24 protein-coding genes, 1 tRNA gene and 1 pseudogene are annotated in these 25,255 nt (G+C 69.9%); 17 read left to right on the forward strand and 9 right to left on the reverse strand.

Annotation, left to right across the window (positions count from 1 at the left end):
- Positions 1-46: 46 nt before the first annotated feature.
- Positions 47-1,486 carry a DUF6114 domain-containing protein gene (locus tag AB0M46_RS15410; protein ID WP_363336297.1) on the forward strand — a complete coding sequence of 480 codons (1,440 nt, stop codon included), beginning with the start codon at positions 47-49 and terminating at the stop codon, positions 1,484-1,486.
- A 153-nt stretch (positions 1,487-1,639) separates the two neighbouring features.
- A complete protein-coding gene (locus AB0M46_RS15415) occupies positions 1,640-2,347 on the forward strand; it encodes a Crp/Fnr family transcriptional regulator (RefSeq protein WP_363336299.1) in 708 nt (235 codons plus the stop codon).
- Positions 2,348-2,367: 20 nt separating this feature from the next.
- Here the strand turns inward: AB0M46_RS15415 and AB0M46_RS15420 are convergent, their stop codons facing one another.
- A complete protein-coding gene (locus AB0M46_RS15420) occupies positions 2,368-2,517 on the reverse strand; it encodes a hypothetical protein (RefSeq protein WP_363336301.1) in 150 nt (49 codons plus the stop codon).
- A 176-nt stretch (positions 2,518-2,693) separates the two neighbouring features.
- Between AB0M46_RS15420 and AB0M46_RS15425 the strand changes: the two genes are divergently transcribed.
- The 6 genes from AB0M46_RS15425 to AB0M46_RS15450 all read left to right on the forward strand — a co-directional run bounded on the left by AB0M46_RS15425 (position 2,694) and on the right by AB0M46_RS15450 (position 11,806).
- Complete coding sequence (locus AB0M46_RS15425; protein ID WP_363336302.1) at positions 2,694-5,711, forward strand: tetratricopeptide repeat protein; 3,018 nt, start codon at positions 2,694-2,696, stop codon at positions 5,709-5,711.
- Between the two features lie 372 nt (positions 5,712-6,083).
- Entirely contained in the window at positions 6,084-6,581 is a 498-nt protein-coding gene (locus AB0M46_RS15430) for a Pycsar system effector family protein (protein ID WP_363336304.1), read from the forward strand.
- A gap of 34 nt (positions 6,582-6,615) precedes the next feature.
- Positions 6,616-7,362: a hypothetical protein gene (locus AB0M46_RS15435; RefSeq protein WP_363336306.1), complete on the forward strand. Its 747-nt coding sequence runs from the start codon at positions 6,616-6,618 to the stop codon at positions 7,360-7,362.
- A complete protein-coding gene (locus tag AB0M46_RS15440) occupies positions 7,355-9,385 on the forward strand; it encodes a hypothetical protein (RefSeq protein WP_363336308.1) in 2,031 nt (676 codons plus the stop codon). The genes AB0M46_RS15435 and AB0M46_RS15440 overlap by 8 nt, the downstream gene beginning before the upstream one ends.
- An 8-nt stretch (positions 9,386-9,393) precedes the next feature.
- Positions 9,394-10,386 (forward strand): hypothetical protein, encoded by a 993-nt coding sequence (locus AB0M46_RS15445; RefSeq protein WP_363336310.1) that lies wholly within the window; start codon positions 9,394-9,396, stop codon positions 10,384-10,386.
- On the forward strand, positions 10,364-11,806 hold the full coding sequence (locus AB0M46_RS15450; RefSeq protein ID WP_363336312.1) for a DUF4407 domain-containing protein: 1,443 nt from the start codon (positions 10,364-10,366) through the stop codon (positions 11,804-11,806). The genes AB0M46_RS15445 and AB0M46_RS15450 overlap by 23 nt, the downstream gene beginning before the upstream one ends.
- Before the next feature lie 60 nt (positions 11,807-11,866).
- Here the strand turns inward: AB0M46_RS15450 and AB0M46_RS15455 are convergent, their stop codons facing one another.
- A complete protein-coding gene (locus AB0M46_RS15455; protein WP_363336313.1) occupies positions 11,867-13,537 on the reverse strand; it encodes a DUF885 domain-containing protein in 1,671 nt (556 codons plus the stop codon).
- 189 nt (positions 13,538-13,726) lie between these two features.
- On the opposite strand from AB0M46_RS15455, the pseudogene AB0M46_RS15460 reads away from it, so the two are divergent.
- A pseudogene (locus tag AB0M46_RS15460) lies at positions 13,727-14,464 on the forward strand (DMT family transporter); the annotation flags it as partial.
- 72 nt (positions 14,465-14,536) lie between these two features.
- On the opposite strand, the gene AB0M46_RS15465 reads toward AB0M46_RS15460, so the two are convergent.
- On the reverse strand, positions 14,537-15,580 hold the full coding sequence (locus tag AB0M46_RS15465) for a PHP domain-containing protein (RefSeq protein WP_363336315.1): 1,044 nt from the start codon (positions 15,578-15,580) through the stop codon (positions 14,537-14,539).
- A 64-nt stretch (positions 15,581-15,644) separates the two neighbouring features.
- On the opposite strand from AB0M46_RS15465, the gene AB0M46_RS15470 reads away from it, so the two are divergent.
- The 3 genes from AB0M46_RS15470 (at position 15,645) to AB0M46_RS15480 (ending at position 17,351) form a co-directional block, all read left to right on the forward strand.
- Positions 15,645-16,106 carry a hypothetical protein gene (locus AB0M46_RS15470; protein ID WP_363336316.1) on the forward strand — a complete coding sequence of 154 codons (462 nt, stop codon included), beginning with the start codon at positions 15,645-15,647 and terminating at the stop codon, positions 16,104-16,106.
- 163 nt (positions 16,107-16,269) lie between these two features.
- Positions 16,270-16,860, forward strand: a complete 591-nt coding sequence (locus AB0M46_RS15475; RefSeq protein ID WP_363336318.1) for a winged helix-turn-helix domain-containing protein — start codon at positions 16,270-16,272, stop codon at positions 16,858-16,860.
- 35 nt (positions 16,861-16,895) lie between these two features.
- Positions 16,896-17,351, forward strand: a complete 456-nt coding sequence (locus AB0M46_RS15480; protein ID WP_363336320.1) for a hypothetical protein — start codon at positions 16,896-16,898, stop codon at positions 17,349-17,351.
- Between the two features lie 163 nt (positions 17,352-17,514).
- On the opposite strand, the gene AB0M46_RS15485 is transcribed toward AB0M46_RS15480, so the two are convergent.
- A tRNA-Ser gene (locus tag AB0M46_RS15485) sits at positions 17,515-17,601 on the reverse strand.
- 67 nt (positions 17,602-17,668) lie between these two features.
- Between AB0M46_RS15485 and deoD the strand changes: the two genes are divergently transcribed.
- Positions 17,669-18,376 carry a purine-nucleoside phosphorylase gene (gene deoD / locus AB0M46_RS15490; RefSeq protein WP_363336321.1) on the forward strand — a complete coding sequence of 236 codons (708 nt, stop codon included), beginning with the start codon at positions 17,669-17,671 and terminating at the stop codon, positions 18,374-18,376.
- An 81-nt stretch (positions 18,377-18,457) separates the two neighbouring features.
- Here the strand turns inward: deoD and AB0M46_RS15495 are convergent, their stop codons facing one another.
- The 4 genes from AB0M46_RS15495 to AB0M46_RS15510 are packed head-to-tail and all read right to left on the reverse strand — an operon-like array spanning position 18,458 to position 21,784.
- Complete coding sequence (locus AB0M46_RS15495) at positions 18,458-19,621, reverse strand: ABC transporter permease (protein WP_363336322.1); 1,164 nt, start codon at positions 19,619-19,621, stop codon at positions 18,458-18,460.
- Positions 19,618-20,268 carry an ABC transporter ATP-binding protein gene (locus AB0M46_RS15500; protein ID WP_363336324.1) on the reverse strand — a complete coding sequence of 217 codons (651 nt, stop codon included), beginning with the start codon at positions 20,266-20,268 and terminating at the stop codon, positions 19,618-19,620. Before AB0M46_RS15500 ends, AB0M46_RS15495 begins: the two co-directional genes overlap by 4 nt.
- Positions 20,265-21,296, reverse strand: a complete 1,032-nt coding sequence (locus AB0M46_RS15505; protein WP_363336326.1) for a peptidoglycan-binding protein — start codon at positions 21,294-21,296, stop codon at positions 20,265-20,267. Before AB0M46_RS15505 ends, AB0M46_RS15500 begins: the two co-directional genes overlap by 4 nt.
- Positions 21,293-21,784, reverse strand: a complete 492-nt coding sequence (locus AB0M46_RS15510; protein ID WP_363336328.1) for a hypothetical protein — start codon at positions 21,782-21,784, stop codon at positions 21,293-21,295. Before AB0M46_RS15510 ends, AB0M46_RS15505 begins: the two co-directional genes overlap by 4 nt.
- A gap of 170 nt (positions 21,785-21,954) precedes the next feature.
- On the opposite strand from AB0M46_RS15510, the gene AB0M46_RS15515 reads away from it, so the two are divergent.
- The 4 genes from AB0M46_RS15515 to AB0M46_RS15530 are packed head-to-tail and all read left to right on the forward strand — an operon-like array spanning position 21,955 to position 24,852.
- Positions 21,955-22,611: a response regulator transcription factor gene (locus tag AB0M46_RS15515; protein ID WP_363336330.1), complete on the forward strand. Its 657-nt coding sequence runs from the start codon at positions 21,955-21,957 to the stop codon at positions 22,609-22,611.
- Positions 22,608-23,729: an ATP-binding protein gene (locus tag AB0M46_RS15520; RefSeq protein ID WP_363336332.1), complete on the forward strand. Its 1,122-nt coding sequence runs from the start codon at positions 22,608-22,610 to the stop codon at positions 23,727-23,729. The genes AB0M46_RS15515 and AB0M46_RS15520 overlap by 4 nt, the downstream gene beginning before the upstream one ends.
- A gap of 37 nt (positions 23,730-23,766) precedes the next feature.
- A complete protein-coding gene (locus AB0M46_RS15525) occupies positions 23,767-24,396 on the forward strand; it encodes a TetR family transcriptional regulator (RefSeq protein WP_363336334.1) in 630 nt (209 codons plus the stop codon).
- Positions 24,397-24,852: a thioesterase family protein gene (locus tag AB0M46_RS15530; protein ID WP_363336336.1), complete on the forward strand. Its 456-nt coding sequence runs from the start codon at positions 24,397-24,399 to the stop codon at positions 24,850-24,852.
- Here the strand turns inward: AB0M46_RS15530 and AB0M46_RS15535 are convergent.
- Entirely contained in the window at positions 24,817-25,245 is a 429-nt protein-coding gene (locus AB0M46_RS15535) for a nucleoside deaminase (RefSeq protein WP_363336384.1), read from the reverse strand. The genes AB0M46_RS15530 and AB0M46_RS15535 overlap by 36 nt on opposite strands.
- Positions 25,246-25,255 lie beyond the last annotated feature (10 nt).

Below are 25,255 nucleotides of genomic sequence, written 5' to 3' on the forward strand. Positions count from 1 at the left end.
GCACACCCGCGGGCCCCCTCGTTTGCCACCCTTTCTGGAGGACCTCGTGACCACCTCACACGCCGCGCACGGCAAGGACGGTGCGGACAATGGTGGGTGGGTTGCCCAACGGCCGTTCTGGGGCGGGCTCTTCCTGATCCTGTCAGGGCTGGAGCTCTTCCTCAGCGGCAACCTGCACCTGGCGCTGGAGATCCACTTCGGACCGACCGGCTTCCTGTCCTACGTACTGCCGCTGATGATGCTGCTGTGCGGGGCGCTGAGCTGGTTCAGCCCGCAGCAGCGCCTCTTCTACGGCATCCTCGGCACGGTCGTGGCGCTGTACTCGCTGATCGGCCTCAACCTCGGCGGGTTCTTCCTCGGCACCGTCCTGGGGCTCGTCGGCGGCGGGCTGGCCGTCGCCTGGACCCCGGGCGAGCCGGCACCCGCGGCTTCCACTCCGCAAGACCTTCCACCCGACGAGCCGCCCCATGAGGACACTCGGCTGGACGACCTCCTCGTCGACGAGCAGCCGGGTCTACTGCGTGATGAGCTCCCGACGAGCCGCCTGAGCCCCCTGCACGGAGGGGCCGGTGCCGGAAGCGCCGATGACCAGCGCCCCCCAGCGGGTGGCCCGGGTGAGCTGCCCAAGCGGCGTCACCTGGGCCCACTGCTGATGGCGGTCGTCGTGGCCGCCACGATCGCCGGCGCCGCCGCGCACACCGGCCAGGCGGCGTACGCGGCGCCGGCCGCGTGCCCCTCGTCCGCCCCGGCGAAGAGCGCGGTGGCGGGGACCGGCACCACGGCCCCCGCCACCGGGGCGAGCACCCCGAAGGCGGAGGCCAGCCCGGCCCCGTCGCCGGCCAGGACCGAGGAGGACAAGCCCGGGGGCATCCTGGGCTGGCTCGGCGACCTGTTCACCGGCGGGAAGAAGGAGGCGACCCCGACGACCGCCGCCCCGACCACCCCCGCGCCGCCGGCCCCGGCCCCGTCCGGGAGCACCGGCGGCAGGCCGGCCCCGGGCAAGTCCAAGGCCTGCGCCTCGGCAAGCGCGTCCCCGACCCCGAACAACAAGAAGGCCCAGCTCGCCGCGGGTCAGCCCTTTGTCGCCAAGCAGCCGTCGATCCTCAAGGCCGACGTGATGACGATGGACAGCCTGACCTACGACGGCGTGGCCGAGCTGCCGCACAAGGACGGCACCACCGTGAAGGTGCTGGCCTTCACGATGAAGAACTCGGTCTCCACGCCGTTCCGGCTCGAGACCCCGGGCGCGGCGAAGACCCTGCTCACCCTCAGCAGCAAGCTGACGGTCGAGGGCGACGTGAAGTTCTACACCACGTCTTTCACGGCCAACACGCTCGGCATTCCGCTGCCGCTCACATTCACGCCGTCGTTCCCGCCGCCGTCGTTCCCGCTGCCGGGCTTCTACACGGCTTGCACGATCGAGCTGGTGTACGTGCAGTCGAACGTCCTGACCGCGCCGGCGCTGAACATCGCATACGCCCCCTGACCGGAGGGCGCCATGGGACCGCCGACCAGCTGCCGCCGGCCGGCGGTCCCTTGCGTGCCGGAGCGCGACGGCCCGGCCAGGGTGCGCGAGACGTACAAATATTGGTTCTCGCCGTCATCGACACTCCGGTGCGCCGAGTGAAACCATGACTGAGTGACCCGCCTGTCTGCGCGAGCAGAGTGGCCGACCCGCAGCCTGGTCGCCGACCTACCGGGCAACGTGCGTGACCACTTTCTGCGCCTCGGGACGCCGGTCGCCTTCGAGCGGGGCGATGTCCTCATCGCCGAGGGCGTTACGACCACCGAGGTCTACGTTATCGTCGGCGGATTTGTCCGCGTCCTGAATCACAGCCGCACCGGGGACGAGACCATGATCGCCATCCGCACCCGCGGCGATCTGGTCGGCGAACTCGCCGCGCTGGACGGCATGCCGCGCACGTCCACGGTCATCGCGGCCGGCAAGGTGATCGCGCGGAAGGTCGATGGGCTCCTATTCCGGTCGTTCACCACCGCGCATCCGTACGTCGGGGAGGCGGTAGCACGGAGCGTTGTCAGCAAGCTGCGCGCTGCCACACGATACCGCGTGGAAACCGGCGCGGCTTCGGTGCTCACCCGCGTGTCCAGAGTCCTGGAGCACCTTGTCGACGGCTACGGACGGTCGGTGACCGGCGGGATGCTTCTCGATGTTCCCCTGCCGCAGCGTGATCTCGCGTCGTTGGCCGGCACTTCGGAGAAAGGCGTCTATCGCGCGTACGACGAATTGCGCCGTGCCGGCGTCATTGACGTTGCGTACCGGCAGATCACCGTGCTGGACAACGAACGGCTGCTGCGCTATGCGGACGGGGCCGGCGGGCGGTTCTGAGGCCGCCCGCCGGCCGGCCGTCACTTGTGCGACGGACTGGGGCTGGGGCCGCCGCCGCTGCCGATGACGCCCGGCGATGTGTCGTACGCGTCGACGCCGACGGTGTGGTGCCGAGGGATCTCTGTCGATGCGATCGGTGCGAGCGCCGCCACGATCGCGATGACCGCCATGACAATCGGCCGTACCGCACGCGTGAACTCCATTGTGGTCCTCCAGAACCGAGTGATCCCGCCCCCGTGTGGCGGGCATAGGCACAGGAGACGACGGAGTGGGCCGCCAAAACTCGGACGTGTGACGGGATTTCGGTGAGCTTGTGGGCGATCGACGTGTGTCGGACGATGACCGCATGACTGAGGCCGGGCTCGGGCCACCCGACTTCCTGCTCGCCGGTCCTCTGCGGCTTCGCGGCCGGGACGGTGTTGAGGCCGAGCTGCGTCCGACCAGGCTGCACGAGATCCTGGCGCTGCTGTTGTTGAACGCAGACCGACCGGTCGCAATCGCCGATGTCGCCGGCAAGATCTGGCCGGACAAAACGCACGCCAATCATGAATTTATCCGGCCGTACATCACGAGGCTGCGGCAGTTACTCGATGGCGCCGACGCCGAGATCGACGGCGCCAACGCCCAATACACGTTGCGCATCGATCGTGACCGTGTCGACGTGCTGCGCTTCGAGCAGCTCTTGACCCGGGCGGATCACGCGGAGGAACCCGTTGCGCGACGCGCGTTGCTGGGGGACGCGCTGGCTCTGTGCCCCACTCCCGAGCTGCTGACCGGTTTCACTCGCCAGTGGGTACATGCTGGGCGGCAGCAGCACCAGCAGCGGTGGGATGCAGCCGTGCTGCGGCGCAACCGGCTCTGGCTGGAGGACGGCCGGCATCGCCAGCTGGTGGCCGTCCTGCGGCAGGCGGGCGCGGACCATACGACGGATCCACAGTTGGCGCGGGATTTTCTCCTCGCCCTGTACCACAGTGGCGAGCGTGACGAGGCGGAACAGGTCGGCGTCGCGCTGCTGCGACAGGCCCGCCAACGACAGTCACCGCTCGAGAGTCGGCTCGCCAACCTGATCAAGCGGATCGGCCGGCGGGACCCGGCCTTGGACCGCCCCGGCGCGCCGGCGGCGACCAGTAGGGTGCCCAACATTCTGCCGCCGCCGACCGGCGACCTGGCCGGCCGGCGGGACGAGATGGACCGCATGCGGGCCCACGCCAGCCGCACCGACGAGGCCGTCCGGGTCATCGGGATCTACGGTCCGCCCGGCATCGGCAAGACGACGCTCGCAACCGTGTTCGCCCACCGGTACAAGGACCAGTACCCGGGCGGCGTGTTGTTCACCGACTTCGCGGGGCACGGCAACTCGGTGCGTCGTGATGTACACGAGGTGCTGGGGCTCTTCCTCAGCGCACTCGGGGTGCCCGGCGAACAGCTCTCGGTAGATCCGGACGCACGTCTCGCGCGATACCGTGATCTGGTACGCCAGCGCCGGGTGCTGATCGTGCTGGACAATGTCGAGACCACGGCGGAGGCCGCCGCGCTTCTGCCGACCGGACCTGGATCGTTGGCCGTTGTGACCAGCCGCCAGCGCCTGACCACCCTTACCGCGGTCCATCACGCGCAGGCGATCGTGCTGGAGACCATCGATGATGCGGCGGCGGTAGCGCTGTTGCAACGGCTCATCGGTACCCGGCCGGACGTGGATACGACCGCGCTCCGTGAGATCGCGCGGATCTGTGGCTGCTACCCGCTGGCGCTGTGTCTGATCGGTGCGAGGCTGGCGACCCGTCCCGAGGAACCGGTGAAGGCGGTCACGGATGCACTTGTCACCGGAGTCGGACTCATCCCTGAGCTTGACCGGTACGCGGAGCGAGGCGCTTCGGTCTCTGACGTGATCGGGTTGTCCTACCGGGCGATGGACGAGGGCGCGTCCCGCGTGTTCCGGGCCCTCGGGGTGTCTCCATGCCGGAGCCTCGACGTGCCGGCCGTGGCCGCTCTATGCGGCCTTGACCCGGCCACCACGCTGCGCGCACTCGAAAGCCTCCTCGCCGGTCATCTGGTGACGGTGCCTGCACCGGGCCGGTACGGCATGCTCGATCTGATCGCCGAGTACGCGGCCGCCGTCGACGCCGAACCCACTGCCGTGCGTGACGCGCTCGACCGGCTTTGTGGCCACCAAGCAAGCACTGCCCGGGCTTACGCACATCGACTGTGGCCCATGGAGGTACCGGACGACTCCGGACTCGATGTCGATACTGCGGAGGCTCTGCGCTGGCTGGACGATCATCGGGACGACCTGATCACGGCGGCTCTGCACGAAGCCGGTCAGGCCCGGCCAGAGCACGTGGTGGCCATCGCCGACAGCCTGTTCCGCTACTTGGACCATGGCGGGTACCTCGACGACGCGATGAGGCTGAACCGAGCCGCCGTTGCGGCCGCCGAAACCCTCGGTGACGCCCAGACCCTCGCCGACGCTCGGCGCCGTCTCGGTGCTGTCCTGATCCGCTGCGGCCTTCTGGACGAGGCTGTTGACGCGCTCGAGCGGGCCGGTCAGGCATATTTTGATCTCGGTGATTCTCGCGGTCGCGCGATATCGCTGGGTAACCTCGCCCGGGTGGCCGCTCGTCAGGGCCGATACGACGACGCCATCGCCATGCATGAGCAGGCGCTGACGCTGTTCCGGGCCTGCGGCGATCGGGTCGGTCAGGCGCGCACGCTGACCAACGTGGGCCTGGTCTGTGAACAGAGCGGGGATCTCGGAGCCGCGTTGCGCCATCACACCGCAGCCCTCGAACTCTGCCGGACGCTCGACATTCCAGACGCGACGGCACGCGCTCTCGGCAGCGTCGCCGGCATGCTGCGTGCCGAGGGCCGGCTAGCCGAGGCGGCAGAGCACTACGAGCAGGCTCTGGCCAGCTTCGACCTACTGGGTGACCGGATCGGAGCCGCCAGCACGCTGACCTATCTCGGCCTGCTCCGGCTCGACCAGGGCAATCCCGTGGGCGCGACCGAGCTGCACGAGCGCGCCCAGAAGATCTTCGAGCAGGCCGGTGACCCGGGAAAGACCGTGGAGACGCTCAACAACCTAGGTACCGCTCAACTCGCCGCGGGCCGGCCCACCGCCGCCCTGGCCAGCCATCAGCGCGCACTGCACCTGGCGGATTCGCTGGGCGACCTCGGCGAGGCCGCCCGAGCGGAGACCGGGCTCGCTCAGGTGTACGCCTGGCGTGCTTCGCAGTCCCCGACACCTCGCGAGGATCGTACGTACGCCAACGTGCACCTCGCGAACGCTCATCGGCGATACGAGCGGCTCAACGTCGAGATCCCGCAGCAACTCGCCCGGCTGTCCGAACAATTGTCGGCAGACTGACATACCACCGCGTCGGGCAGTCGATTCAATGTTTTTTCAAGGTTGACGGTCTTGGCTCATGCCATCTTGAACGCGCAACGCAGCCCACGTTACGCGGTTGGCAGGATGCCCATGGCACGCACCCGAATGACCCCCTCGAACGGAACGACGCTCCGGACGGCGGCCGCCCGGCGTCGAATGACACATCAGAAGACCAATCCGGACGACCCACGGCAGTCGCCGGGGAAACCACTGGCCGTCGACCGGTCCGAGAAGGTAGTCGGTCGGTGGACGCCTATATCCGACACGGCCGAAGTTACCTCTCCGACCGCGCCGTCGGAGCGGCCGAACGGATCTGCCGCGGCTGTTGCCGCCGTCCCTACGGTGGCAGTCGTGGATACGCAGGTATGGACGCCGCTACAACACGTCAATGAGTGGATTCGCTTCGCCGATGGCAAAGCGACCGCGCTGCTTGCCGCGAGCGGAGTCCTCGGTGGCCTGCTTGCCGGGACGCATCCCATCGGCGCTGTCCACCGGCCGGCTGACGTGCTCGCGCTGGGCGCCTTCGTGATCGCGATGGCGGCCGTCACCACGTGTGCAGGGGTGTCGCTGCTGAGCCTTCAGCCGCGGGTCCGTCGGCGGCTCGCGACGCCGTCGCTTCTGTACTTCGGCGACGTCATGCGGCAGTTCGCCGAATCGCCCGAGAGATTTTCCGCCGCGTTCCTCGCGCTGGCCGCCGACAATGTCGCGCTCGGACGCGAAATTGCTCGGCAGGTCTGGACGAACAGCGCGATTGCCAGCGTGAAGTTCCGCCTGGTTTCCGTGGCGACCTGGTCCATCGGCGTCGCCCTCCTGGCGGCCGGCGTGGAAGCCGTCGCTCGCCACAGTTGATCCACCACCTGAGTCCGAAAAGGAAACGATCCTGATGACCAGTTTGATCGCGGGTTCCCGTTTGCTGATCGCAGTGGATGTCGAGAGTTACAGCAAGCGCCTGGTATCCGAGCATGCGCAGATCCAGGACGATCTCAACCGACTGATCATCGCGGCCGCGAACCAAGCCAGGCTGCCCTACGACGACTGGATCGTCCAGCCCCAGGGCGACGGCCAGCTCATCATGGTGCCGATCGACGACGCCGAGCCGCGATACATCGACGAGTTCATGCGACATCTGGACAGTGGCCTGAACCGGCACAACCGCAACCTCGTGCCGGAGGCGAAGCTGCGGCTGCGGGTGGCGATGGACCACGGCCCGGCCGACGTGGCGGCGAACGGGTTCGCCGGCGACCCGCCCATCACCGCTTGCCGGCTGCGGGACTCCGACGTCTGCCGCGAGGCGCTCGCCGTGACGGACGCGCCGCTCGTGTTGATCCTCTCTCCGGGCCTATACCGGGATCTGGTGACCGCCGAACGGACCACTCACGACGTGACCGAGTTCGTCGAGGTAGACATCGACGAACTGAAGGTGGCGATGACGGGCTGGCTGTGGCGCCCGCGCGAGCGCAAGGCCGAGAGCCTGAGCGAGGCTCGGAACCGGCGCAACAGCAGGCCAGCTGGAGCGGCGAGCTTTCATCAGAAGGCCGACGTCATCAACAACGTCAACGACGGCGTCCATCACACCGGCCCGGGAACGTTGGTCTTCGGCACGGTCGTGAACGGTTCAGGTCATGAGTGACGAGGAGGCCCCAGGCCCGGATGAGACCCCTGCCCACGGGCCAGGCCCGGCCGTAGAGCCTGAGGAGAGCCCCGATACTGAGAATTTCCGGCAGGATGCCCAGACCATCATCAACATTCTCGGCGGCGTCCACGCAGACAACGCTGTGTTGGGCACAGTCGGCGCGAAAGCCACCAGGGACACCGGTTCGATCCGGATCGCGGCGATCCGGGCCGATCTGCTGAAGTTCTGCCCGTCCGAAACGTACCAGCAAGCCGCGAAGGTTCTGTCCGAGCACGGCATGGTACTGCTGCTGGCACGGCCTGGCACCGGGCGTTTCACCGCGGCCCTGAGCCTCCTGAACGACTGGCCAGAGATGAGCGACGGCATCGCCGTCACCTCGCTCACGCCGACCGTGACGATCCGCGATCTTGCCGAACCGGGCTTTCTGAAGGGCGGCGGCCGGTACCTCGTGCACGACATGCGGGGCGACGGCCGGGCAAGCGCGGATCAGCGGTTCGAGCTGTCGCGGCTGCGCCATGGCCTTGTCGGGAGCGGCGCTCGACTGGTGATCACCGCCGACTCAGCCGCGCTGTTCCGCGGTGATTTCGGTGACCTCGTGGTGGCCTGGGAGCCGCCGGACAGTGCCACGGTCTTCGAACGCCGGCTCGCCGTCGAGCGGATCCACCTCAGCGCCGATGACCAGACCGCGGCGCGTGCCTACGCGGCCGCTCTGAGCCGCCCGGCGGAGGTCGCCGCGTTCGTACAGAGACTGTCGTCGGACGGCCTGGAGAAGGCGATGCACTCCCAGTCCAACGTCGATCGACGGGAGGTGGCCGGGTGGTTCGACGAAACGAGCAGGCCGCTTACCGAGAAGCTGGCCGTCGCGGCCGCATGCTTCCTCAGCGGGGTGCCCGAGCGTACGTTCGAGCGCTGTTTGTCGCGGCTGGACCAGTTGTTCCGGGAGTACGACCCGGACGAGCGCGCCCCGCTGGACGCACCTCGGGATCTGGACAACAACCCATGGGTCGGCTCGGAGACGCTTCTCGCCACGCTCGACGGGGACGGCCCGTTCAAGGAGCGGCGCGTCGGGTTCCGCTCGCCGTACATGCGCGAGCATGCGATCGGCGAGATCTGGCACCGGTACGGGTATCGCCTGATTCAGCCGATGCGGCAGTGGATCACGGAGCTTGCGCGCGACGTCTCTTCGGACGTCAGGGTGCAGAACTCCATCGGCGTTGCCCTTCTGGCCGAGGGCCGTTGGGCGGACGTCAAAGAATCGTTCCTGGTCCCGTGGGCGGACGGCGAATGGGTGTACCGAACCGCGGCGGCAAACCTCCTCTCCGTGATGGCCGCAAGTGAGCGCCTTGCACCACAGGCACTCGAACTGGCGCTGGGGTGGTCGCAGAACCAGGGGTCACGGCGAGCGATGACGGCCGCGCTGGCCCTGGGCAGCCGGTTGAGCCTGCGGTACCCGGAAGCGACATTCGAGGAACTCTGGTATCTGGCCTCGCGCAGCAAGCAGATCGCGGCGGTGGCCCGCATCGCGCTGTCGGTCATGCTCGCCGGCGCTGGTGGCGACGCGGAACGCGCCGTATGGATGCTCCGTACCACCGTCGCGGCCTTGGACTGGTCGACCGAGAACGCGACGGCCCTCGGCCGTCGTGGCAGCCTCACCGCCGTCCTGAGCATCCTGGAGGCCCCGAGCCTGACTTCCGACGAACTCGTGATCGGACGCCTGCTGCAGGCGGAACCCGGCGCTGCGAGGCCGATCGGAATGCTGTTCGCCGAAGTCCTGGCGAGTGGTCCACATCGTCACGCCGGGGTCAACCTGCTGCGCCGTTTGTTGATGCAACTGGCCGACGGTGACGATCCGCTGGCGGTCGCCGATGAACTGGGACTTGCCGTCAAAGGCAGGTGGACCCACGAGCAACGCGCCGTTCTCGCTCCGCAGGTGGAGCGCGCGCTGGCCATGTCCGAGGAGGACACCGAGTCCACTCGCAAGATTATCCGGTCGTTCATCCAGATCCTCGACAGAAGGTGAATCAACCCATGACGGACGACTATCCAGTTCGCGAGATCGCGCTCGGCCTGGTGCCCCGGCGCGGCCTTGGACTCATTCCCGCCCGGCGCAACCCGGCGACGCTGCCCGCGCAGCAACCGGGCGTCGCGCTGATCTTCAGCACGGGAGACAAGTGGCAGGTGGCACGCGGTGCGATCGCCGGCACCGAGTCGTACGTGACGAGCGCGGTCTCGGTGAGCGTGGTACAGACCCGCGAAAAGGACATCGAGGTCGACGTTCCGATTCCGTCGAACAGCCACATCGACGAGTTCACCGTGCGGTGCCGGTTTCAGTGCCAGGTGACCGATCCGGTCGTTGCGGCGCAGCGCGGCCCGATCGACCTGGTCAAGATGCTGCAGAACTTCTTGCGCGCCGACCGCGGTCTGCTGGTTAAGGGTCAGGAGACCGATATCGGTGACGTCCGTGAGCTGCGGATCAAGGTGGACGCCAGGGTTCGCGCCTGGTGCCGTGAGACGACGCCCAACATCCCCGGCCTGCGAGTCACGCTTGAATCGGTAGAGGTCCTGACGCCGATCGCGATGATCGAGCACCTGCGCGGCCTGCGGGACGCGCAATGGGCCCGGCAGTTGGCCGTGCTGCTCGGCAGCTACGAGGACGAAGACGCCACGGCGCTCGCCGAGAAGATCACGCAGCCTGCATATGTCCGGGCGCTCGGCGTCATCCGCGACAAGATCGATCTGCAGAAGCTCGCCGACGACGTCCATGCCGACCAGGCCACCAAGGACGCCAACATCCTCGAACTGCTGAGGGTCTTGGAGAAGAACGGTCAGCTCGACCAGCTGCCGTTCGACGGACGCATCCTCGTGAACACGCTGGTCTCACGTCTCGCCGGCGCTAGCAAGGACGCCCTCCCGGCCGGGTCCGCCACGGCCGAGATCGGCTTGCGTTCGGCGGACCTGAGGAAGCTCGAATCCACGAACTCCTCGAAGGAGGGTCGATTTGCCATCAAAGACGCCGACTAGTACGTCGACTGCCGACCTGCCCGATGCGCCCACCGTCGATCTGGGGGCGCTGCGCAACGGCGACCTCGACGCGTTGCACAAGACCTGGGCCGCCCCGTGGATCAACGGTCCGCGGCATGCGTTGGAAGAGGAGCCGCGGCACGCACGGGCGAAAAGTGCTTCGAACTCCCTGCCGACCTTCGCCAAGTTCGGTCGGCAGCTTCGCTACCTGGCTGGGGTGGACGAGGCGCTCATGGACCGGGTGCCGCAGGAGCGGTCGTACTACTCATCGCTGGGCGCGATTGTCATCGGTACCGCGACGATTGCGGCGTTCTCGATGTGGTTCGCCGTCTGCGAGGCGGTCGGCGAATCGAGCATCGGAGCCCTTGTCCCGGCGCTCATCTGGTTCCTGTTCATCATCGTGTTCGACCGGTGGATCGTTTCCAGCCGTCCGGTCGAGGCGTGGCAGAAGCTGCTGTTGTTCGTCACCCGGCTGAGTGTCGCTGTGCTGGTTGGCATCGTGGTCGCCGAGCCATTGGTGTTGCGCGTCTTCCAGACCGCGATCGAGGCACGAGTCGTGGACGACCGGGCGAGCGCCATCCAGGCGATGCGGAGCCGGCTGACCGCGTGCAACCCGGACCCGGCGGACAAGTCGGCGGGGCCGGCTCCGGCATCGTGCACCGACACCGGTGACATCCTGTCGCTGCCTGCCTCGCCAGCCGGCCAGGACGCGCAGCTGGCCTCGCTCCAGGAGAGGGCCAAGACGTTGCGGGCCACGATCGTGGACGAGACCAATCAGCTCAATGCGCTGAACAAGAAGAGCACCGACGAATGCGCGGGGCACAAGGGTGAAGGGCTGACCGGGCACGTCGGAGATGGCATCAACTGCAAGCAGGACAAGCAGAACGCGCTGCAGTACTTCGGCACGCACCCCATCGAACAACAGCAACAGCAGCTCGCGGAGCTGGACAAACAGATCGCCTTGCTCGAAACGGCGGTGACGGACAGCCGCAGCACGTTCGGCCGGCAGCGCGACGCGGCGATCAATGCCCGGGTCGGGAAGTTGCCGCAGCCGGATGCCAAGATCGGCCTGATCGAGCGCCTGGACGCGCTGGCCGAACTCACCGCTGGCAGCTTCACGCTGACCGTTGCCGCGATCCTCATCCGCCTGCTCTTCATCATGATTGACTGCGCGCCGGTCCTGATGAAGATGAGCGGCGGCAACACCCGCTACGACGAGTTGGTGAAGCACACCCTCGACGACGCGGTGGAGACCCACGCCCTGGAACTGCGGGGCAAGGACAACGAGCGCGAGATGTTGCGCGAGGAGCAGGAACAGCGCAGGCGCGAACACGCGATCCACATGGAGGAACGTCTGGCCAACGCGGTCGACGAGCGCGCCAGGGTGTACGAACGCCAGGCCGCGAACGGCGTTCGCTGAGCGGTTGCTCGGACGGCAAGTACCTTACGCTGGCCGTCCGAGCACCGTGCCGTTCCGGCGTTACAGCCGCGCGAGCGCCGCCCGCAGCGGGTCCAGGCCCAGGGAGCCGAGGTTGAGCGCGTCCCGGTGGAAGGCCTTGAGGTCGAACGCCGAACCCTTCCGGGCCTGCGCATCCGCCCGGGCCGCGAGCCAGGCCCGCTCCCCGAGCTTGTACGACGGCGCCTGCCCCGGCCACCCGAGGTACCGATTCAGCTCGAACCGGAGGCTCTTCTCCTCCACCCGGCAGTGTGCCCGCAGGAACTCCCACCCGAGCTCGGGCGTCCACCGCTCCCCGGGCGCGAACCCGAACGGGTTGTCTCGAGGAATCGTCAGCTCCAGGTGCATGCCGATGTCCACGATCACGCGGGTGGCCCGGAACGCCTGCCCGTCGAGCATGCCGAGCTTGTCGCCGGGGTCGTCGAGGTAGCCCAGCTCGTCCATGAGCCGCTCGGCGTAGAGCGCCCACCCCTCGCCGTGCCCGGACGACCAGGCGAGCAGCCGGCGCCACCGGTTCAGCAGTTCGGCCCGCACGTACGTCTGGGCGATCTGCAGGTGGTGACCGGGGACCCCCTCGTGGTACACCGTCGTCACCTCCCGCCAGGTGGAGAAGCTGTCCACGCCCTGCGGCACGGCCCACCACATGCGCCCCGGGCGGCTGAAGTCCTCGCTCGGCCCGGTGTAGTAGATGCCGCCGTCCGACGTCGGGGCGAGCATGCACTCGATCGCGCGCACCTGCTCCGGGATGTCGAAGTGCCGGCCGTTGAGCTCCTCGACGGTCGCGTCGGCCAGCTGCTGCATCCAGCCGCGGAACGCATCCTTGCCGTGGATGGTGCGGGCCGGGTCGGCGTCCAGCGCGGCCACGGCCTCGTCGACCGTGCCGCCCGGCACGATCTTGTCGGCCACGGCGCGCATCTCCGACTCCAGCCGGGCCAGCTCGTGGAAGCCCCAGGCGTACGCCTCGTCGAGGTCGACCGTCGCGCCCAGGAAGTAGCGGGAGGCCAGCTGGTAGCGCTCGCGCCCGGCGGCCTCCTTCGGCCGGCCCAGCGGCGCGAGCCTCCGGCGCAGGAACTCGCCGGTCTCCACGGTCGCCGCGCGCGCCTCCTCGGCGTGCCGGGCCAGGTCGGCGCCGAGCGCCGGGTTGCCCGCGGCGACGCGGGCGGCGAGGTCGGGGTAGAAGTTGTCGCCCTCGAGGTCGGCCCACACCTCGCACTGCTTGGCCACCTCGACGATCTGCTTGGCCGGCGCGACGTTGCCGCGCTGGGCCTCGTGCAGCAGCGTCTGGCGCCACTGGGCGAGCGCCCGCGGCACCGCGGCGAGGCGGGCCCGGATGTTGGCCACCGCCTCCTCGCCCTCGGTCGGCATGAGGTCGAACGAGCTGCGCACCCCGTGCAGCGGGCTGGAGATCACGTTGATGTCGCTGGTCAGGTCCCCGGCCTCGTACCGCTCCAGCGCCAGCCCGAGCCGCTCCTGCATGGCCTCCTTGGCCACCCGCTCGGTCTCGTCGGAGGGCGTCTCGGCGTCGAGCGCGGCGAGCGTGCGCCGGTCGAGCTCCGCGAGCGCGGCGAACCCGTCGGGCGAGAGGTCGGTCAGCCGGTCGTCGTGGCCGGCAATTCCGACGAAGGTCGCCCCGATCGGGTCGAGGGGCGCCCACTGCTCGACATACCTGTTGGCGATGTCATCGATAGAACCCACGGCCGAACCCTACGGCACGAACCGGGTCGCCGCGGCGCACCCACAGGCCAATTCCCAACCCGTGGCTCAGCGTGATGACAGCCTTTCCCAGGTTGCGGCAGAGTAAGGCGCATGGTTGGTTCCGCCCCTGACGTCAAGCGCTGGCTGCCGGCGTTCGCCGCCATCGCCCTCATCTGGGGCACCAGCTTCATGTTCATCAAGGACGCGCTGCCGGAGCTGGCGCCGGTGTACATCGCCCTCTTCCGCATCGTCCTGGGCGCCCTGACGATGCTGGTCCTGCTGGCCGTGCGGCGGCTGCCGCTCCCGCGCGGCCTGCGCCTGTGGGCCCACCTGTTCGTGTTCTCGCTGTTCGCCACCACGTTCCCGTTCGTGTTGTTCGGCTACGCCGAGCAGCGCGTGCCGAGCGTCCTGGCCGGCATCTGGAACGGCACCGCCCCGCTGACCACCCTGCTGGTCACCCTCGTCGCCGTGCGTTCCCAGCGTCCCGCCCGGCGCCAGATGGCCGGACTGCTGGTCGGATTCCTGGGTGTACTGGTGGTGCTCGGCGTCTGGAACGGCGTAGCCGGGGCCTCGCTCTCCGGCCAGCTGATGCTGCTGGGCGCGGTGACCGGCTACGGCATCGCGTTCAACTACACCCGCTGGCTGATGCAGCACTTCGACATCTCCCCGTTCCAGCTCTCGGCCGGCCAGCTCATCATGTCGACCCTGCACCTGGTCATCGCCGCCCCGCTGGTCGCCGGTCTTCCGCCGTCGCCGCTGAGCCTGTCCCCGAAGGTCTGGCTGGGCGTCCTGGCCCTGGGCATCTTCGGCACCGGCATCGCCTTCGCCCTGAACTACCACGTGGTCCAGACCGCCGGCGTGACGACGGGCTCGATGGTCACGTACTTCCCGCCGTTCGTCGCGGCCCTGGCCGGCGTGCTGTTCCTGGGCGAGCACCTCACCTGGCACCAGCCGGTGGGCGGCCTGATCGTGCTGAGCGGGGTCGGCATCTCCCAGGGCCTATTCGTGCGTCGCCGCCCAGGCAAGCAGGCCCTTCGCCCCCATGGTGTTGACGATCCGGTCGACGGGCACCCCGCAGGCCACGGCCCGCGCACACCCGTTGCCGAGCCAGTCGAGCTGCCCGGGCGCGTGGGCGTCGGTGTCGATGGAGAACCGGCACCCCAGCTCCAGCGCCACCCGTAACAACCGCTTCGGCGGATCGAGCCGCTCCGGCCGGGAGTTGATCTCGATGGCCTTGTCATGCTCGACGGCAGCCCGGAACACAGCCTCGGCATCGAACCGGCTCTCCGCCCGCGTCCCCCGCCCGCCGGTGATGAGCCGCCCGGTGCAGTGCCCGAGGATGTCGAGGTGCGGATTGGCCAGCGCCGTGACCATCCGCCGGGTCATGACCTCGGGCTCGTCCTTGAGGTTGCTGTGCACCGACCCGACCACCACGTCGAGCCGCCCGAGCAGCTCCTCGGTCTGGTCGAGCGACCCGTCGGCGAGGATGTCCACCTCGATGCCGGTCAGAATCCGGAAGTCCATCCCCAGCCCGGCGAACCCGGCATTGACCTCCGCCACGACCCCCAGCTGCTCCTCGAGCCGCTCCGCGGACAGCCCCTTGGCCACCTTGAGCCGGGGCGAGTGATCGGTGAGCACGAGGTACTCGTGCCCCAGTTGCGCCGCCGCCATCGCCATCTCGTCGATCGGCGACCCGCCGTCGGACCAGTCCGAGTGTGCGTGACAGTCCCCCTTGAGCGCCGCCAGCAGCCCCGCCGTGGCCTCGTCGAGGTCCTGCCCGGCCGTGGCCTCCAGCCGCCGGAGATATACGGGTTCCTCCCCGGCCAGCGACTCGACGATGCACCGGGCGGTGACGTCCCCGACCCCGGCCAGCTCGGTAAGCGTCCCCGCGCCGGCCCGCGAGACCAGCTCCCCTTCGGGCAGCTTGGCCAGCTTGGCCGCCGCACCTCGAAACGCCCTGACCCGGTACGTGGCCTCGTGCGCCCGCTCGAGCAGGAACGCGATACGCCGAAGATCGGCCAGAGGATCACGAGCGCTCGCCATGCGCCCACGCTATCGCGACGGCGGTGACACGCCCGGAGAGGTGACCACCCTTATGCTGCCCCACGTGGCTGTCCCTCTGACCGTTCCCATCAGACACGAACCGGGCTATCGAACCGACACGATCGGCCGCTTCGCCGATGGTCAGTTCCTCGCCGGCGTTACCGCCGCCTTCCGGGAGGACTTCCACGGCGCGGATCAGTGGGAACCACACAAGCGCTGGTACGCCTACCTCCATCGATTCGACCGGGACGGCCACCACCTGAGCTCCGACATCCGGTTCACCGGCACGACAGCCGATGGCGAGCGAGAGGTCGTCGCCCGAGCCGAACAGGAGTTGGCCAACCTGCTCGCGGGCCTGCCCGACAAGCACTACTGCGACGTGGCGATCCAGCTGTTCCAGACCACCGTGGACGGCGTGCTGTTCGGCCTCGTGGACGAAACGGACGACGAGTTCGGCGAGCGTGCCGAGCTCTACCCGGACGAGCTCGGCTTCGGACCGCCGTGGGACGGCGAGTACGACACCTGACCCGCCCTGGCGCGTGAGTCAGCCGTTGATGACGCGCTCGTTCTGGCTGCGCTCGGTGTGCAGGGCCCAGTAGGCCTGCGCGATCTGGTCGGGCGCGGCATGCGGAATGCCCGGGGCCGGCGTTGCACCGTTGCTCCACTTAACTGGGATATAAATTGCAAGTATGCGTAGTGAAGCGCCGAGCCTGCTACCGCTCTTCCGTTCGCAGCACCAGGCCGAGTTGCTGACCTGGCTGTATCTCCACCCACGCGACGAATATCCAGCCACCGAACTTGCGACCCGCCTGGGTGTTCCGCTGTCGACCTTGCATCGTGAGGCGCAACGCCTCGTCACCGCGGGTCTGATCCATGACCGCAAGGTTGGCCGGACCCGACTTCTGAGAGCAGCCACCGGGCACCGCGTCGCGACCGCCCTTAGCCAGTTGTTGCTGCTCACGTTCGGGCCGCAGACCGTCGTCGGCGAGGCATTCGCCGACGTGCGCGACGTACGGCACGTGTACATCTACGGCTCCTGGGCGGCGCGGTACGCCGGCGAACCGGGTGCCCTGCCCAACGACGTGGATGTTCTGGTGATCGGCACCCCGGTTCGGGCCGCCGTCTACGAGGCCGCGGATGCCGCGCAGGATCGCCTCGGCCTGCCGGTGAACCCGACGGTGCGATCGCCGCAGCAGTGGCAGGATGCTTCGGACGCTCTCGTGCAACAGATCAAGGCGTCACCTTTGGTAACAGTCATCGACCGTGTTGCCACCGAATAGCCCGCGGTGGCAACACCATCCGGAAGGATTCAAGAATGCCCCAGTGGGCGCAGGGTGCTGACAAGGTGCGGGAACTGCTCGAACTTGGCGACCTGCAAAAGATCCAAGGCGCAGATGCAGACGGCCAACCGTTGCTCGACAAGGCAGGCCGCACCCTACTCTCGGCCGCCGTCCTGTGCGACGAGGATCCTGACAGCAGCTACACGCTGGCCTATGACGCGGCCCGGTTTGCATGCACCGCCTTGCTTGCGCAACAGGGCCTCCGGCCGACGAGCAAAGGCGGCCACTATGCAGTCGAGCAAGCGATGCGAGCCCAGTTTCAAGGCCACTTCCGCGGCTTCGGCACCCTACGAAGGCGGCGCAACGAACTGGAGTACCCATCCGCTCAGGAGGTCGGCACCACTCCGGCCGAGGCGAGGGAGGCGCACGTCGAGGCTCGGTCGATTGTCGAGGCTGCCGGCAAGCTCATGCCCCATCTGAGCTTCTTCTGACACACGGCAGGGCGGTACCGGGCGGATGCGCCGAGCGGCAACCACCCCGGTGCGAGCCACCGGCGCGCATCGCGGCGATTGCAACTGAGACGAAATGAGACTGGAACGCCGAACGCCCGGCCGCCTCCGATGGGAGGTGCCGGGCGTTCGTGCTGGCCGAGTGCGGTGGCGCGGGGATTCGAACCCCGGGAGGAGTTACCCCCTCACACGCTTTCGAGGCGTGCTCCTTAGGCCACTCGGACACGCCACCGCCGAAGAGGTTACCTGACGGCCCGGGCCCGTCCGCGCGGGGGCTCGCCGTTTGGCAGGATCACGGTATGAGCACGCACATCGGCGCCGAGCCGGGTCAGATTGCCGAGCGGGTCCTGCTGCCGGGGGATCCCCTGCGGGCGAAGTGGATCGCCGAGACGTACCTGCAGGATGCGTACTGCTACTCGACCGTCCGGAACATGCTCGGGTTCACCGGGAAGTACAACGGCGTCGAGGTGTCTGTGCAGGGCTCCGGCATGGGGATGCCCTCGGCCAGCATCTACGCGCACGAGCTGATCAACGACTACGGCGTCAAGGCGCTGATCCGGGTCGGCAGCTGCGGGGCGCTGCAGGAGTCGCTCAGGCTGCGTGACGTGGTGGCGGCGATCGGGTCCAGCACCGACTCCATGATGAACCGGCAGCGCTTCGACGGGCTCATCGACTATGCGCCGGTGGCGGACTTCGGGCTGCTACGCACGGCCGTCGACGTGGCGGCGGAGCAGGGGATCGCGATGCGGGTCGGGCCGATCCTGGCCGCCGACGCGTTCTACACCGACCGGCCCGACCTGTACGACCGGCTGGCCGACTACGGGGTGCTGGCCGTGGAGATGGAGTCCGCGGCGCTGTACACGATCGCGGCGCGGTTCGGGGCCCGGGCGCTGACGCTGCTCACCGTCAGCGACCACATCAAGACCGGGGAGCGGACGACCGCCCAGGAGCGGGAGCAGACGTTCGGCCAGATGGTCGAGATCGCGCTGCAAACGATCATCGCATAAATTCTGGCATAACCGAAAAATCCGATATGTCGCTCACAAAGCTCACAAAGCTCACAAAGCGAGCGACATATCGGACACAACTCAAGACGCCAGAGCGGTCGTCGGGGACAGGCGGGCGGCCCGCATCGCCGGGTACAGGCCGGCCATGGCGCCGATGACCAGGGTCGCGGCCAGGCCGGCGGCCATGGACCACCACGGCAGGACGGCGGGCCACGAGCGGGCCGCCGCGTAGGACTCCGTCACCAGCAGGCCCAGCAGCACGCCGCCCAGGCCGCCCAGCGCCGCCAGCAGCAGCGACTCCGCCAGGAACTGCAGGCGGACGTGGGAGCGGGTCGCGCCGAGTGCCCGCCGCAGGCCGATCTCCGGGCGGCGCTCGAGGACCGAGATGACCATCGTGTTGGCCACGCCGACGCCGCCGACCAGCAGGGCCACCGCGCCCAGGCCGAGGAGCAGTCCGGTGTACGCCTGGTCGGTGGCCTCCTTGGCCGCCAGCGCGTCGGACGGGCGGGAGACCTGGACCTCGTTCGGCGCCTCGGGGTTGGCGGTCGCGGCCAGCACCGCGGCCACCTGCTGCACGGCGTCGTCGCGCGAGCGGCTGTAGATCGTCGTCGGGTACCCGTCGAAGCCGAGCACCTCCGTGGCGGCCGGCCAGCCGATGAGGGCCGCGCTGTCGAGCTCGGGGGCCAGCGGTACCGGATCCAGGATCCCGACCACCGTGAACCAATGGTCGCCGAGCCAGACCCGCAGGCCCAGGCCGTCGCCGAGGCCGAGAATCGAAGCGGCCCGGGAGCCCAGGACGACGGTCGGGTAGGTGGGCGCGACCAGCCAGGTCCCGGCGTGCACCGTGGCGCCGACCGTGGCCGGAAGGCCGGGGCGGGCGGCCAGCACCGCGATGCCGCCGGACTCGGCGGCCGGGATGCGGTCGGTGCGGTACACCTTCGCCCCCGGCACCCGGCCCGTGGCCGAGACGCCGGTGACCGGGCCGATCCGGGCGACCATGGCCTCGGCGCCGTCGGGCAGGTGGGTGTCGTCGCCGAAGAAGGACCTGCCCGGGCCGGCGGTCAGCAGGTTGGTGCCCAGGGCGGCGAGCTGGCGGTCGACCTGGGCCCGGCTGGAGGCCGAGATGCCGACGACCGACATCATCGCGGCGATGCCGATGGCGATGCCCAGGGCCGAGAGCACCACGCGCAGCGGGCGGGTGCGCAGGCCGATCGCGCCGAGCCGCCAGACGTCCGCGAACTTCATGCGAGCCTCCCGTCGCGCACGGCGATCCGCCGCGGGAGGGAGGCGGCGATGTCGCGGTCGTGGGTGATGACGACGACCGTGGTGCCGGCCGCGTGCAGGGCCCGCAGGAGGGCCATCACGCCCTCGCCGGCGGCACTGTCCAGGTTGCCGGTCGGCTCGTCGGCCAGCAGCAGCGGCGGGTCGCCCAGCACCGCCCGCGCGATGGCGACGCGCTGGCGCTCGCCGCCGGAGAGCTGGTGCGGGCGGTGCTCCAGGCGGTGGCCCAGGCCGACCCGCTCCAGGGCGAGCACGGCCCGGCGGCGCCGCTCGGCCCGGGCCACCCCGGCGTAGAGCAGGCCGTCGGCCACGTTGTCCAGGGCGGACAGGCCCGGGGCGAGGTGGAACTGCTGGAAGATGAACCCGATCGTGGTGGCGCGCAGCCGCGACAGACCCGCGTCCGACAGCGCCGCGACGTCCCGGCCGTCGATGTTCACGACACCACTCGTCGGGAGGTCCAGTGCCCCGACGAGATGCAGCAGCGTCGACTTCCCGGAGCCCGACGGCCCCACGATCGCCACCAGCGCCCCGGCCTCGATCTCCAGGGAGACGTCGTCGAGCGCGGTGACGCCGCCCGGGTACACCTTGCGGACCCGCTCCAGCGCGATCATCCGGCCACCCCGACGGTCTGGCCTTCGGCGAGGCCGGGGCCGGAGACCTCGACCCGGCCCGAGGCGAAGAGGCCGGTCTGCACCGCGACCGTGCGGGTGCCGGGCCCGTCGATCAGCTGCAGGCCGTACCCACCCTCGGAAAGCGCCACCAGAGCGCTCACGGGCACCGTGAGGACGTTCTCGCGCTGCTGCGCGACCAGGGTGACCTTCACCGGTGCGGCGTCGAAGGTGGCGAGCCGCGCCTGGTCGGCGATGCTCACCGTGACGTCGACGGTCACCTTGGTCTGGTTGTTCTGTACGGAGGCGGTGGCCACCGCGCCGATGGCGGAGATGCGCCCGTCGGCCACGGTGTCGTCGGGCAGCCGCACCGAGGCGGGCGCGCCGACCGCGGCGAGGCGCTGCTCGGTGACGTCGAGCTGGACGGTGACCAGGCGGGTGGCGCCGGTCCACCGCAGGATCGGGCCGGCCGCGTTGTCGCCCAGGTGGGCCTTCACCTCGCCGACGCGCACCACGTCGGGCGCGACCACGACCCGGCCGAGCTCGACCGTGCCGGTCTCGGGCAGGCCCAGGTCGTGCTGCCAGTCGCGCACGGCGTCGGCGGTGGCGCCGGTGTAGGAGTCGTCGGCGGTGAAGCCCTTGTAGCCCAGCGCCGCCAGGTTGGCCTCGAACGCGGTGACGTCCTCGCCCTTGTCGCCCGGCTTCAGGGTGCGGTAGAAGGGCGCGGCGGCGTAGAAGAGCACGACCGGGCGGCCGTCGGCGCGGTACATCGCCTCGCCCCGCCGCACCGTGGCGCCCGCCGCCGGCAGGCCGGTGACGGTGCCCGGCAGCCGGCCGTTGACCGTCACCGGGTCGCCGAAGCCGAGCGTGCCGTCCACGTCCTCGGTCGCGGTGAGCGTCCCCTTGGCGACCTTCGCCGTGTGGGGCGGCGGCGGGGCGGCCGGGGTCGCCGCGGAGTTTCGCGCAAATCCGGTATATCCCACAAGGGCGACCACGGCGACCGCGGAGAAGGCGAGAAGCCAGCGCTTCACCGCTTCACCGTGCTCTTGCAGGCCTCGGTGGCGGACTTGAACTGCGGGCTGTTGAAGTCGATGTTGCCCTTCAGGATCCCCGCGACGCCCGAGTTCGGGTCGGGGTCCGGCATGTCGATCCCGTGCTCCCGCATGCACTTGGCGAAGGCCCGGGCCAGCTCGAGCTGCTCCGGGGACAGGTTCTTCAGGTCGCCCCCGTTCGGCAGGTACTGCTGGCACGCCGACGTCGCCTGCACCGCCTTGTTGCGATCCCCGGCGGCGTTGGCGTCGAACTGCAGGTTGCCGTCCGGCCCCGGGTCCGGCACGTCGACCCCGTGCTCGCGCATGCACTTGGCGAACTGCCGGTTCGCCTCGGCCTTGCCGGCCGCCGCGGAGGCGGAGGGTGTCGCGGTACCGCTGCCGGCAGTGGCAACGGAGGGACCGGACGACGGCGACGAGCACGCCGTCAGCAGCACGCAGCAGATCGTGGCGATCAGGAGCTTTCTCATGGCGGTAACGAAACCGGCTGGGCCATAAGACGGCCGTCAGCGCGCGGGCTTATCCCCGGCTTACGCGCGCGCACGGCACCAGGCGGTAACGAAACCGGCCGGGCCATAAGACGGCCGTCAGCGCGCGGGCTTATCCCCGGCTTACGCGCGCGCACGGCACCATGAGGAACATGCGGGTGCTGGTGGTCGAGGACGAGCAGTTGCTGGCCGACGCCGTGGCCGAGGGGCTGCGCCGGGAGTCCTTCGCGGTGGACGTCGCCTACGACGGCGACGGGGCGCTGCAGCGGCTCGGCATCAACGAGTACGACGTGCTGATCCTCGACCGGGACCTGCCCGTCGTCGACGGCGACGAGGTGTGCCGGCACGTCAGCGCCACCCTGCCGGAGACCCGCATCCTCATGCTGACCGCGGCCTCGGCGGTCACCGAGCGGGTCGCCGGGCTGTCCCTCGGCGCCGACGACTACCTGGGCAAGCCGTTCGCCTTCGCCGAGCTGGTGGCCCGGGTGCGGGCGCTCGGGCGGCGGGCCCGGGCCGCCGCCCCGCCGGTGCTGGAGCGCGGCGACCTGCGGCTGGACCCGAACCGCCGGGAGGTCTACCGGGGCGGGCACCACGTGGCGCTGACCCGCAAGGAGTTCGCCGTGCTGGAGGAGCTGCTGCGGGCCGGCGGCGCGGTGGTGAGCGCCGAGCAGCTGCTGGAGCGGGCCTGGGACGAGCACATCGACCCGTTCACCAACGTGCTGCGGGTGGCCGTGATGACGCTGCGCCGCAAGCTGGGCGATCCGCCCGTGATCGCGACCGTCGCCGGAGTGGGGTACCAGATCCCGTGAAGCACCTGCGCATCCGCGCCCGCCTGACGCTGCTCTACGGCGCGCTGTTCCTGGTCGGCGGCGCGCTGCTGCTGACGCTGACGTACTTCCTGGTGCAACAGAACATCCACCAGCGCAACTCGTCGACGACCGCCCTGCCGCCCGAGGTGAAGTCCGCGCTCGGCACCCAGCAGCAGGCGCTGTTCCAGCTCGTCGAGCAGCTGCAGCAGCGCCAGCAGGCGATCGAGCGCGACACGCTGGACACGCTGCTGACCCAGGGCTCGATCGCGCTGGGCCTGCTGACCGTGATCGGCGTCGGCTTCGGCTGGCTGATGGCCGAGCGGGCGCTGCGGCCGGTCGGGCGGATCACCGAGGCGGCCCGGCGGGTGGCCGGCGGGCACCTGCGCGAGCGGATCGCGCTGGCCGGCCCGAAGGACGAGATCAAGGAGCTGGCCGACACGTTCGACTCCATGCTGGAGCGGCTGGACCAGGCCTTCGACTCGCAGCGCCGGTTCGCCGCCAACGCCTCGCACGAGCTGCGCACCCCGATCACGATCAACCGGACGCTCATCGAGGTGGCGCTCGGCCGGCCCGACCCGCCGCCGGAGGTGGTCCAGCTCGGCGAGACGCTGCTGGCCGTCAACGCCCGCCACGAGCGCCTCATCGACGGGCTGCTCACGCTGGTCGCCTCCGAGCAGGAGCTGACCGTGCACGACCGGGTCGACCTGGCCGACGTGGCCCGGCACGTGGTCGCCGGGCGCGGCGACGTCGAGGCCGACCTCGGGCCGGCGCCGGTGACGGGCGATCCCGTGCTGCTGGAGCGGGTCGTACAGAACCTCGTGGACAACGCGGTGACCTACAACGTCCCCGACGGGCGGGTGTGGCTGTCGACGGGCCGGTCCGGCGGGGTCGTGCGGCTGGTGGTGGAGAACACAGGGCCGGTGATTCCGCAGTACGAGATCCCGGGCCTTTTCGAGCCCTTCCGGCGACTCCGCTCGCGGACCGGATCGGCCCGAGGGACCGGCCTCGGCCTGTCGATCGTGCGCTCGGTCGCGGTCGCGCACGGGGGCGCGGCCGACGCCGAACCGCGGGCCGGGGGCGGGCTCAGGGTCACGGTGACCCTGCCCGCACAAAACTAACCGACCGATCGCTTTTATTGTTTGGTACCGTCGTCTCGTGATCGACGGCCGCCTGGCCCGTGGCGAACGGGCGCGCACCGCCGCGCTCGACGCCGCCATCGTGCTCGCCACCGAGTCCGGGCTGGACGGGCTCTCCTTCAGCCAGCTCGCCGAGCGGCTGGGGGTGAGCAAGTCCGGCCTCTTCGCGCACTGGCGAACCAAGGAGGAGCTGCAGCTCGCGGCCATCGGGCACGCGCAGGACCGGTACACCCGGGTGGTGGTCCGCCCGGCGCTGCGGGAGCCGCGCGGGCTGCGCCGGCTGTGGGCCATGCACGAGCGGCGCCTCGCCGACGTGGCCTCCGGCGCCCTGCCCGGCGGCTGCTTCTTCTGCAACGCCCAGTTCGAGTTCGCCGCCCGCCCCGGCCCGGTGCACGACCGGCTGGCCGAGGCGCTGGAGCTCTGGCACGTGTTGCTCCATCGGCTGATCGACGAGGCTATCAAGCTCGGCGAGCTGCGCCCGCAGATCGACCCGGAGCAGCTGTCCTTCGAGCTCAACGCACACCAGACCGCGGCCGTCTACGAGTCCCGGCTGCTGCCGGCGAGCCGCGTCTACACCTTCGCGCGCACGGCCGCCCTGGAGCGGCTGCGCGGCCTGAGCCCGACGCCCGAACTTCTTCCGGAGGCCTGAATGACCGCAGCGGTACTGCCCGGAGCCGTCCAACCGTTCACCGTGCACTTCGACGACCTCGACGCGATGGGCATCGTCCACAACGCGCGGTACGCGGTGTTCCTCGAGCGCGCTCTGTCCGACTGGTGGGCCCAGCGCGGCCACTCGTTCGCCGGGGGCCGCCCGACCACCCCGGACGTCACCCACGCCGTCGTGGAGTACTCGATCGCCTACCGCGCGCCGGTCCGCGGCACCGGCGAGATCGGCGTGCACTTCTGGCTGGAGTCGCTCGGGGAGAGCAGCGCGGTGTACCGCTTCCGGATCCTCTCGGCCGACCGGCAGACGGTGCACGCGGAGGGCCGGCGGGTCAACGTGAAGCTCGACCCCAGCACGCTGCGCCCGGCCCCGTGGACCGACGCCGCCCGCGAGATCTGCCGCTCCCTACTCGCGATGCCCGCCGAAGAACCCGCGCAGTAGGGCCGCCGACTCGTCCTCCAGCACCCCGCCGACCACCTCGGGGCGGTGGGTGAGCCGCCGGTCGCGCAGCACGTCCCACAGCGAGCCGGCGGCGCCCGTCTTGGGCTCCCAGGCGCCGAAGACGACCACGCCCACCCGGGCCAGCACGATCGCGCCCGCGCACATGGTGCAGGGCTCGACGGTGACCACCAGGGCGCAGTCCTCCAGCCGCCAGGCGTTGGTGTGCGTCGCGGCCCGGCGCAGGGCGAGCATCTCGGCGTGCGCGGTGGGGTCGCCGGTCAGCTCCCGCTCGTTGTGCGCGGCGGCCAGCTCGGCGCCGCCGGGGCCGAGCAGGACCGCGCCGATGGGCACGTCCGGACCGGCCGTGGCCGCGACCTCCAGGGCCCGGCGCATGGCCGGCTCC

The organism is Dactylosporangium sp. NPDC051485 (assembly GCF_040682015.1).
In the GTDB taxonomy this organism is placed as follows: Bacteria; Actinomycetota; Actinomycetes; order Mycobacteriales; family Micromonosporaceae; genus Dactylosporangium.

What these genes read in the sequence shown, in the direction of transcription:
- AB0M46_RS15500 (WP_363336324.1), bottom strand. Translation starts at nt 20,268, where the DNA reads ATGATCGCGCTGGAGCGGGTCCGCAAGGTGTACCCGGGCGGCGTCACC.
- AB0M46_RS15535 (WP_363336384.1), bottom strand. Translation starts at nt 25,245, where the DNA reads ATGCGCCGGGCCCTGGAGGTCGCGGCCACGGCCGGTCCGGACGTGCCC.
- deoD (WP_363336321.1), top strand. Translation starts at nt 17,669, where the DNA reads ATGAGCACGCACATCGGCGCCGAGCCGGGTCAGATTGCCGAGCGGGTC.
- AB0M46_RS15495 (WP_363336322.1), bottom strand. Translation starts at nt 19,621, where the DNA reads ATGAAGTTCGCGGACGTCTGGCGGCTCGGCGCGATCGGCCTGCGCACC.
- AB0M46_RS15445 (WP_363336310.1), top strand. Translation starts at nt 9,394, where the DNA reads ATGACGGACGACTATCCAGTTCGCGAGATCGCGCTCGGCCTGGTGCCC.
- AB0M46_RS15515 (WP_363336330.1), top strand. Translation starts at nt 21,955, where the DNA reads ATGCGGGTGCTGGTGGTCGAGGACGAGCAGTTGCTGGCCGACGCCGTG.
- AB0M46_RS15465 (WP_363336315.1), bottom strand. Translation starts at nt 15,580, where the DNA reads ATGGCGAGCGCTCGTGATCCTCTGGCCGATCTTCGGCGTATCGCGTTC.
- AB0M46_RS15475 (WP_363336318.1), top strand. Translation starts at nt 16,270, where the DNA reads ATGCGTAGTGAAGCGCCGAGCCTGCTACCGCTCTTCCGTTCGCAGCAC.
- AB0M46_RS15425 (WP_363336302.1), top strand. Translation starts at nt 2,694, where the DNA reads ATGACTGAGGCCGGGCTCGGGCCACCCGACTTCCTGCTCGCCGGTCCT.
- AB0M46_RS15420 (WP_363336301.1), bottom strand. Translation starts at nt 2,517, where the DNA reads ATGGCGGTCATCGCGATCGTGGCGGCGCTCGCACCGATCGCATCGACA.
- AB0M46_RS15480 (WP_363336320.1), top strand. Translation starts at nt 16,896, where the DNA reads ATGCCCCAGTGGGCGCAGGGTGCTGACAAGGTGCGGGAACTGCTCGAA.
- AB0M46_RS15510 (WP_363336328.1), bottom strand. Translation starts at nt 21,784, where the DNA reads ATGAGAAAGCTCCTGATCGCCACGATCTGCTGCGTGCTGCTGACGGCG.
- AB0M46_RS15435 (WP_363336306.1), top strand. Translation starts at nt 6,616, where the DNA reads ATGACCAGTTTGATCGCGGGTTCCCGTTTGCTGATCGCAGTGGATGTC.
- AB0M46_RS15440 (WP_363336308.1), top strand. Translation starts at nt 7,355, where the DNA reads ATGAGTGACGAGGAGGCCCCAGGCCCGGATGAGACCCCTGCCCACGGG.
- AB0M46_RS15530 (WP_363336336.1), top strand. Translation starts at nt 24,397, where the DNA reads ATGACCGCAGCGGTACTGCCCGGAGCCGTCCAACCGTTCACCGTGCAC.